This window comes from Micromonospora sp. NPDC005806 (assembly GCF_042871425.1).
In the GTDB taxonomy this organism is placed as follows: domain Bacteria; phylum Actinomycetota; class Actinomycetes; order Mycobacteriales; family Micromonosporaceae; genus Micromonospora.
Map to the genome: position 1 here is coordinate 44,732 of NZ_JBIAIL010000043.1, position 6,458 is coordinate 51,189.

Here is a 6,458-nt window from a genome sequence, read left to right on the forward strand (position 1 = left end):
CGATTTGTCCGTATTGCCGGTGGGGTCGCGTGACTGCGAGAGTGGTCGTGGTCGGTCGGGTAACCCCCTGGCGCACCACCCCCGGATGTCCTGTACTCTTGTCCCCGTCGCCCGGCGCGGAGAGATCCGCAAAGCCGGGTGATCTGCGGTCCCCCGTAGCTCAATTGGCAGAGCAGCCGGCTGTTAACCGGCAGGTTTTTGGTTCGAGTCCAAACGGGGGAGCTCCATCACGACGCTCGTCGGCCCTGGCCGGCGGGCGTTTTTCGTCGTACCGGTCGGCCGGTACTACGAGCCGGCTCCCCGCAGCCGAACCGCCGCCCCCCGGCCGGCGCGCGGTTTCCGCCCGCGAGCGCCGCTTCGCCCGGCAGGATGGTCGATGTCGACCTGGGCTCCCGCTGCGTCGATTGGTGCATCGATTCGAGGATGGATGGAGATGGCCGGAGGACGAGGCCGCTGGACGGCGACCCTGGTCGCGCTGGTGGTCGTGCTGGGCTGGCTGGTCGTCGGCGGCATCGCCGGCCCCTACTCCGGCAAGCTCGGCGACGTCGCGACCAACGACAACGCCTCCTTCCTTCCGGCGAACGCCGAGGCCACCCGGGCGCAGAACCTGTCCGCCGGCTTCGTGGCGAAGGAGACCACCCCGGCCCTCGTCGTCTACGAGCGCACCTCGGGCATCACCCCCGCCGACCAGCAGCGGGTCCAGGCCGACGCGGCGCGCTTCGCCCGGGTGCCGGGCGTGGTCGGTCCGCTGCCGCCGCCGATCGTCAGCCAGGACCAGCAGGCCGTGCAGGTGATCGTCCCGATCGACAGCTCCGAGGGCGAACAGATCCGCAGGGTCGTCGACCAGTTGCGGGCGATCGCCGGCGCGGACCGGGACGGCCTCGCCGTCGACGTGGCCGGGCCGGCCGGACTGCTCGCCGACCTGATCGAGGTGTTCACCGCCATCGACGGGCCGCTGCTGCTGGTCACCCTGGTCGTGGTGCTGGTCATCCTGCTGATCGTCTACCGCAGCCCGGTGCTCTGGATCTTCCCGCTGCTCGCCGCCGCGATGTCGTACTCGCTGGCCTCGCTCTTCGTCTACTTCCTGGCCAGGAACGACGTCATCAAGCTGAACGGGCAGGCGCAGGGCATCCTCACCGTGCTCGTCTTCGGCGCCGGCACCGACTACGCGCTGCTGCTCATCGCCCGCTACCGCGAGGAGCTGCACCGGCACGAGCGCCCCTGGGCCGCGATGCGGGCCGCCTGGCGCGGCGCCGCCCCGGCGATCATCGCCTCCGGCGCGACGGTCATCGTCAGCCTGCTCTGCCTGCTGCTGTCCAGCCTCAACTCCAACCGGGCGCTCGGCCCGGTGGCCGCGGTCGGCATCGCCGCCACGCTGCTGGTGATGCTCACCTTCCTCCCCGCCCTGCTGCTGCTCGGCGGGCGGTGGGCGTTCTGGCCGCGGCGGCCCCGCTTCGACCACGCCGACCCGCAGACCGCGCACGGCATCTGGGGCCGGATCGCCGGCTTCGTGGCCCGGCGGTCCCGGACCGTCTGGCTGGTCACTGCGGTCGTCCTGGCCGCACTCGCGATCGGCGTCACCCAGCTCGGCGCCACCACGCTCGGCCAGTCCGACCTGTTCACCAGGCACACCGACTCGGTGGCCGGCCAGGAGGTGATCGCCCGGCACTACCCGGCCGGCACCGGCAGCCCGGCCACCGTCTTCACCAACCAGGCCACCGCCCCGCAGGTGGCCCAGGTGGCCCAGGGCGTACCGGGGGTGTCCTCCGTTCGCCCGCTCACCGCCGAGGGCCAGGCCGGGCCACCCGATCCGAACGCGCAGCCCCTGGTGGTCGCCGGGCGGGTGCAGCTGCTGGCCACCCTGGCCGATCCGCCGGACAGCGACGGCGCCGAGCGGACCCTCCGCGACCTGCGCGCGGCCGTGCACCGGGTGCCGGGCTCGGACTCCGTGGTCGGCGGCTTCACCGCCATCAACGTCGACACCGCCGCCGCCTCCACCCGCGACCGCAACGTCATCATCCCGGTGGTGCTGGTGGTCATCGCGGTCATCCTGGCCCTGCTGCTGCGCGCCCTGGTCGCCCCGATTCTGCTGATCGCCACCGTGGTGCTGTCGTTCCTGGCCACGCTCGGCCTCTGTGCGCTGATCTTCAGGTACGTCCTCGACTACCCCGGCGTCGACCAGTCGTTCCCGCTCTTCGCGTTCGTCTTCCTGGTCGCTCTCGGCATCGACTACAACATCTTCCTGATGAGCCGGGTCCGTGAGGAGTCGGTCCGGCGCGGCACCCGGGCCGGCGTGCTCGCCGGGCTCGCCGTCACCGGCGGCGTGATCACCTCCGCCGGCATCGTGCTCGCCGCCACCTTCTCCGCGCTCGCCGTCCTGCCGCTGGTGGTGCTGGTCGAGCTGGGCGTGGCGGTCGCCGCCGGGGTGCTGCTCGACACCATCGTCGTCCGGTCGCTGCTGGTCCCCGCGCTCGCGTACGACATCGGGCCGAAGATCTGGTGGCCGAGCCGGCTCGCCCGGACCGCCCGGGACGGCGACCGGGCCGGCGCGGAGGTCGCCCGTGTCCGGTGAGGCCGACGTGGTCATCGTCGGCGGCGGGCTGGCCGGCCTCGCCGCCGCCCGCCGGATGCACCGCGCCGGCGTGCCCTGGCGGCTGATCGAGGCCGGCGACCGGCTCGGCGGCCGGGTGGCCACCGACGAGGTCGACGGCTACCTGCTGGACCGGGGCTTCCAGGTGCTCAACACCGCGTACCCCCGGCTCGGCAGCCTGGTCGACCTGGGCGGCCTCGACCTCGGCCGGTTCACCTCCGGCGTGCTGGTCCGCCGCGGCGACCGCCTCGTGCGGCTGGTCAACCCGCTGCGCGACCCCGCCGGCACGCGGGGCACGGTGACCGCCGGGATCGGCACGCTCGCCGACCGGCTCCGCTTCGCCGCGCTCGCCATCGGTTGCGCCACCCTGCCCGTGGGCCGGCTGCTCAATGCGCCCGAGACCACCAGCGAGGCGGCCCTGCGCCGGGCCGGGCTCTCCGACGCGTTCATCGAGGAGCTGCTCCGGCCGTTCCTCTCCGGCGTGCTCCTGGACCGGGAGCTGGCGACCTCAAGCCATGTGCTGGCGATGATCCTGCGCTCGTTCGCCCGGGGCCGGATCGGCCTGCCCGCAAGGGGAATGGGCGCGCTGCCCCGGGCCATCGCCGCCCCGCTGCCCGCCGAGCTGATCGAGTTGGACACCCCGGTCGCCGAGGTCGCGCCCGGCCGGGTCCGCACCGGGGCCGGCGAGCTCACCTGCCGCGCCGTCGTGGTCGCCGTGGACCCGCCGGCGGCGGCCACGCTGCTGCCCCAGCTCCACCGGGTACGCATGCACGGCTGCACGACCTACTACCACAGCACCGACGCCCCGCCCCTGGCCGAGCCGATCCTGCTGCTCGACGGCGAGCGGCGGGAACTGGTCGCCAACACCGTGGTGCTGAGCAACGCCGTGCCCAGCTACGCGCCGGCCGGCCGGCACCTGGTGGCCACCTCGGTGGCCGGCCCGCAGGCCCCGCCCGAGCCGGTCATCCGGCGCGAACTGGACCGGCTCTACGGCCGCTCCACCGCCGACTGGACCCACCTCACCACCGTCTCGATCCCGGACGCGCTCCCCGCCGCGCCGCCACCGCAGGGCCGGCTGCGCAAACCGGTCGTCCTCGCCGACGGGCTCTTCATCGCCGGCGACCACCGGGACAGCCCGTCCATCCAGGGGGCGCTGGCGAGCGGCTGGCGGGCGGCGGGGGCCGTGCTCGCCGCGCTGCGGCTCAGCTAGGGAATCCGTCCGAGCTGGACGGAGGACCCGAAGGCGGTTCGTGATCACCTATCATCGCCGCCATGCCCGCACCCCTCCTTCGCCCGGGAGTGCATGGCCGCCGCGCCGGAGGGGGCCCACAACGCGGTCGTCCTCGCCAAGGCACACCTGGAACGGTGGACCGACGGCGACAGCAGCGCCGAACGCGCCCGCTACCGCAAGGACCCGCAGTTCAGGCGGGACATCTGGGAGGCGGCCCAGCGGTCCGTGCTGCACCCGCGTTTCGAGCACCGGCACGGCTGGGTGGCGGTGCGGTCGATGTTCGCCCTGATGCTCTGCGTCGCCGAGTTCTGGGACGCCGCGATCGCCCAGTTCACCGCGCTCGGCCACCTGGCCAGCGAGTACCCCTGGTCGTACCTCGGCGGGGTCGAGGGCCTGGAGAAGTTCCGCAGCGAGGCGTACGCGAAGGGTGGCCAGCGATGATCCGCCAGCTCGAGGTCGACGGGGTGCCGACGCTGCTGGCCCCCACCGCCGGACCGATGCGCGCCGGCCTCACCTTCCGGGTCGGCGTCGCCGACGAGACCCTGGCCCGCAGCGGCGTCACCCACCTGCTGGAGCACCTGGCCCTCGCCCCGCTCGGCCTCACCGACTACCACTTCAACGGGGCCACCGCCCCGACCTTCACCTCCTTCTACATGCAGGGCTCGGAGCAGGACATCGCCGGCTACCTCACCGCCGTCTGCCGCAACCTGCACGATCTGCCGATGGCCCGGCTGGAGGTGGAGAAGGAGATCCTGCGGACCGAGTGGAGCAGCCGCGGCACCGGGAGCATGGACCAGGTGCCGCTGTGGCGGCACGGTGCCCGGGACCACGGCCTGACCAGCTACCCCGAGTTCGGCCTGCACGCGCTCACCGAACCCGACCTGCGGCCATGGGCGGCCCGCTGGTTCACCCGGGAGAACGCGGTGCTCTGGATCGCCGGGGACCGGGTACCGGAGGGGCTGCGGCTGACGCTGCCGCCCGGCGTACGGCAGCCTGTGCCGCGCGTGTCGTCGGCGCTGCCGCGCACCCCCGCGTACTTCGTGCACGGCTCGCGGATGGTGGTGCTGGACTCGGTCGTGCGGCGCCGGACCGCCGCGGCCGTCTTCGCCGACGTGCTGGAGCGCGAGCTGTACCGCTCGCTGCGCCAGGAGGACGGCCTCTCCTACGCCGTCAACACCGGGTACGACCCGCGCGGCGACGGGCGTGCCACGCTGCGCGCCCTCGCCGACGCGCTGCCCGAGAAGCAGGACGCCCTGGTCGGCGGTTTCGTCGACGCGCTGGCCAAGCTGCGCGTCGGCCGGATCGAGCAGGCCGACCTGGACGCCACCATGGCCAAGCGGGACGATGTCCTCGGCATCGCCGAGGTGGACGCCGCCCGGCTGCCCGGCCAGGCGTGGGACCTGCTCACCGGCCAGCCGCTCCACACCGTCGACGAGCTGCGCGCCGAACTCAAGGCGGTCACCCTCGCCGACCTGCACGAGGTCGCCCAGGAGGTGACGTCCAGCGCGCTGCTCATGGTGCCCGAGGGCACCCGGGCGGACTGGGCCGGCTTCACCGCGGCCCCCACCCAGTCCGAGCACACCGTCGCCGGCACTGCCTACCGGGAACGCGAGGGCGACGGCGAGCTGCGGGTGGGCGTCGAAGGGGTCAGCTTCGCCGCGCCCGAAGGCGCCGCCACCGTCCGGTACGCCGAGTGCGCCGCCCTGCTCGCCTGGCCGGACGGCGCTCGCCGCATGATTGGCTATGACGGCATCACGGGGCACATCGAACCGACCCTGATCGACCTGCACCCCGGCGCCGTCGCCGTGATCGACCAGCAGGTGCCGGCCGACCGCCGGGTGCCGATGCCGGCCCGCCCGCCGGAGCGGATCCCCCAGCCGTACGCCGGCGCCGGCCGGCCAGGGTCGGCGCGACCGGCCGCCAGGCGCGCCTGGTGGGAGATCCCGCTGATCGTGCTCAGCAGTCTCGCCACCCTGGGCGTCGGCGGGCTCACCCTGCTGCTCACCATCGGCATGCTGCTCCCCGACGACACCGGGGGGACGGACGACGGCTGGCTGTGGGGCGTGGTCGTGGCGGGCTGGCTGCTCACTGTTATCCTCGCGTTGCCCATCGTGCTGTTACGGCGGCGGCGACGCTGAGTTTCGTGGTGGCCGGTGATCCATCGGGCGGGTTAGGATCCCGGCGCGGTGACGGGGCGGTAGCTCAGCGGGTTAGAGCAGGGGACTCATAATCCCTCGGTCGCGGGTTCGAGTCCCGCCCGCCCCACCACGGAAACACCGGGCTCAGCCATGCTGCCGACGGCGCGGACGAACGGCGTCAAGATCGGGACCGATGCCGCCAGTCCGCACTGAGTCCGTAGCAGCACGAGCCGCCGCCCGGTCGAGGCGGTCCGCCAGCTGGTCGTGGACACCGCAGTCGCCACCCGGATGCAACGTCAGCAGCTCCTCTACGACACCAGCAAGCGGCTCGAGTTCCTGCTCGCCGAGCGCGTGCTGCAGTGGCTGCTCACCTCGCCCGAGGTCATGCGCGGCCAGCTCGACCCGCTGCAAACCGTCGTCGGCGTTCCGAACATCCGGTTCGGCATCCTGCCGCTCGGCGTCCCGCTCGCCACCACCCCGCAGAACTCCTTCCAGATGT

The 6,458-nt window shown here is 73.4% G+C and carries 5 protein-coding genes and 2 tRNA genes; all 7 read left to right on the forward strand.

Annotated elements, in window-relative coordinates:
* Positions 1 to 149: 149 nt before the first annotated feature.
* Positions 150 to 222 (forward strand) — tRNA-Asn (locus ACFYOS_RS30625).
* Between the two features lie 211 nt (positions 223 to 433).
* A complete protein-coding gene (locus tag ACFYOS_RS30630; RefSeq protein ID WP_387148974.1) occupies positions 434 to 2,572 on the forward strand; it encodes an MMPL family transporter in 2,139 nt (712 codons plus the stop codon).
* Complete coding sequence (locus ACFYOS_RS30635) at positions 2,562 to 3,800, forward strand: NAD(P)/FAD-dependent oxidoreductase (protein WP_387148976.1); 1,239 nt, start codon at positions 2,562 to 2,564, stop codon at positions 3,798 to 3,800. The genes ACFYOS_RS30630 and ACFYOS_RS30635 overlap by 11 nt, the downstream gene beginning before the upstream one ends.
* 93 nt (positions 3,801 to 3,893) lie before the next feature.
* Complete coding sequence (locus ACFYOS_RS30640; RefSeq protein ID WP_387148979.1) at positions 3,894 to 4,262, forward strand: hypothetical protein; 369 nt, start codon at positions 3,894 to 3,896, stop codon at positions 4,260 to 4,262.
* On the forward strand, positions 4,259 to 5,959 hold the full coding sequence (locus ACFYOS_RS30645; protein ID WP_387148982.1) for a M16 family metallopeptidase: 1,701 nt from the start codon (positions 4,259 to 4,261) through the stop codon (positions 5,957 to 5,959). The genes ACFYOS_RS30640 and ACFYOS_RS30645 overlap by 4 nt, the downstream gene beginning before the upstream one ends.
* A 53-nt stretch (positions 5,960 to 6,012) precedes the next feature.
* Positions 6,013 to 6,089 (forward strand) — tRNA-Ile (locus ACFYOS_RS30650).
* A gap of 134 nt (positions 6,090 to 6,223) precedes the next feature.
* A partial coding sequence (locus ACFYOS_RS30655; protein ID WP_387148984.1) for a Scr1 family TA system antitoxin-like transcriptional regulator occupies positions 6,224 to 6,458 on the forward strand: 235 nt, incomplete at its 3' end.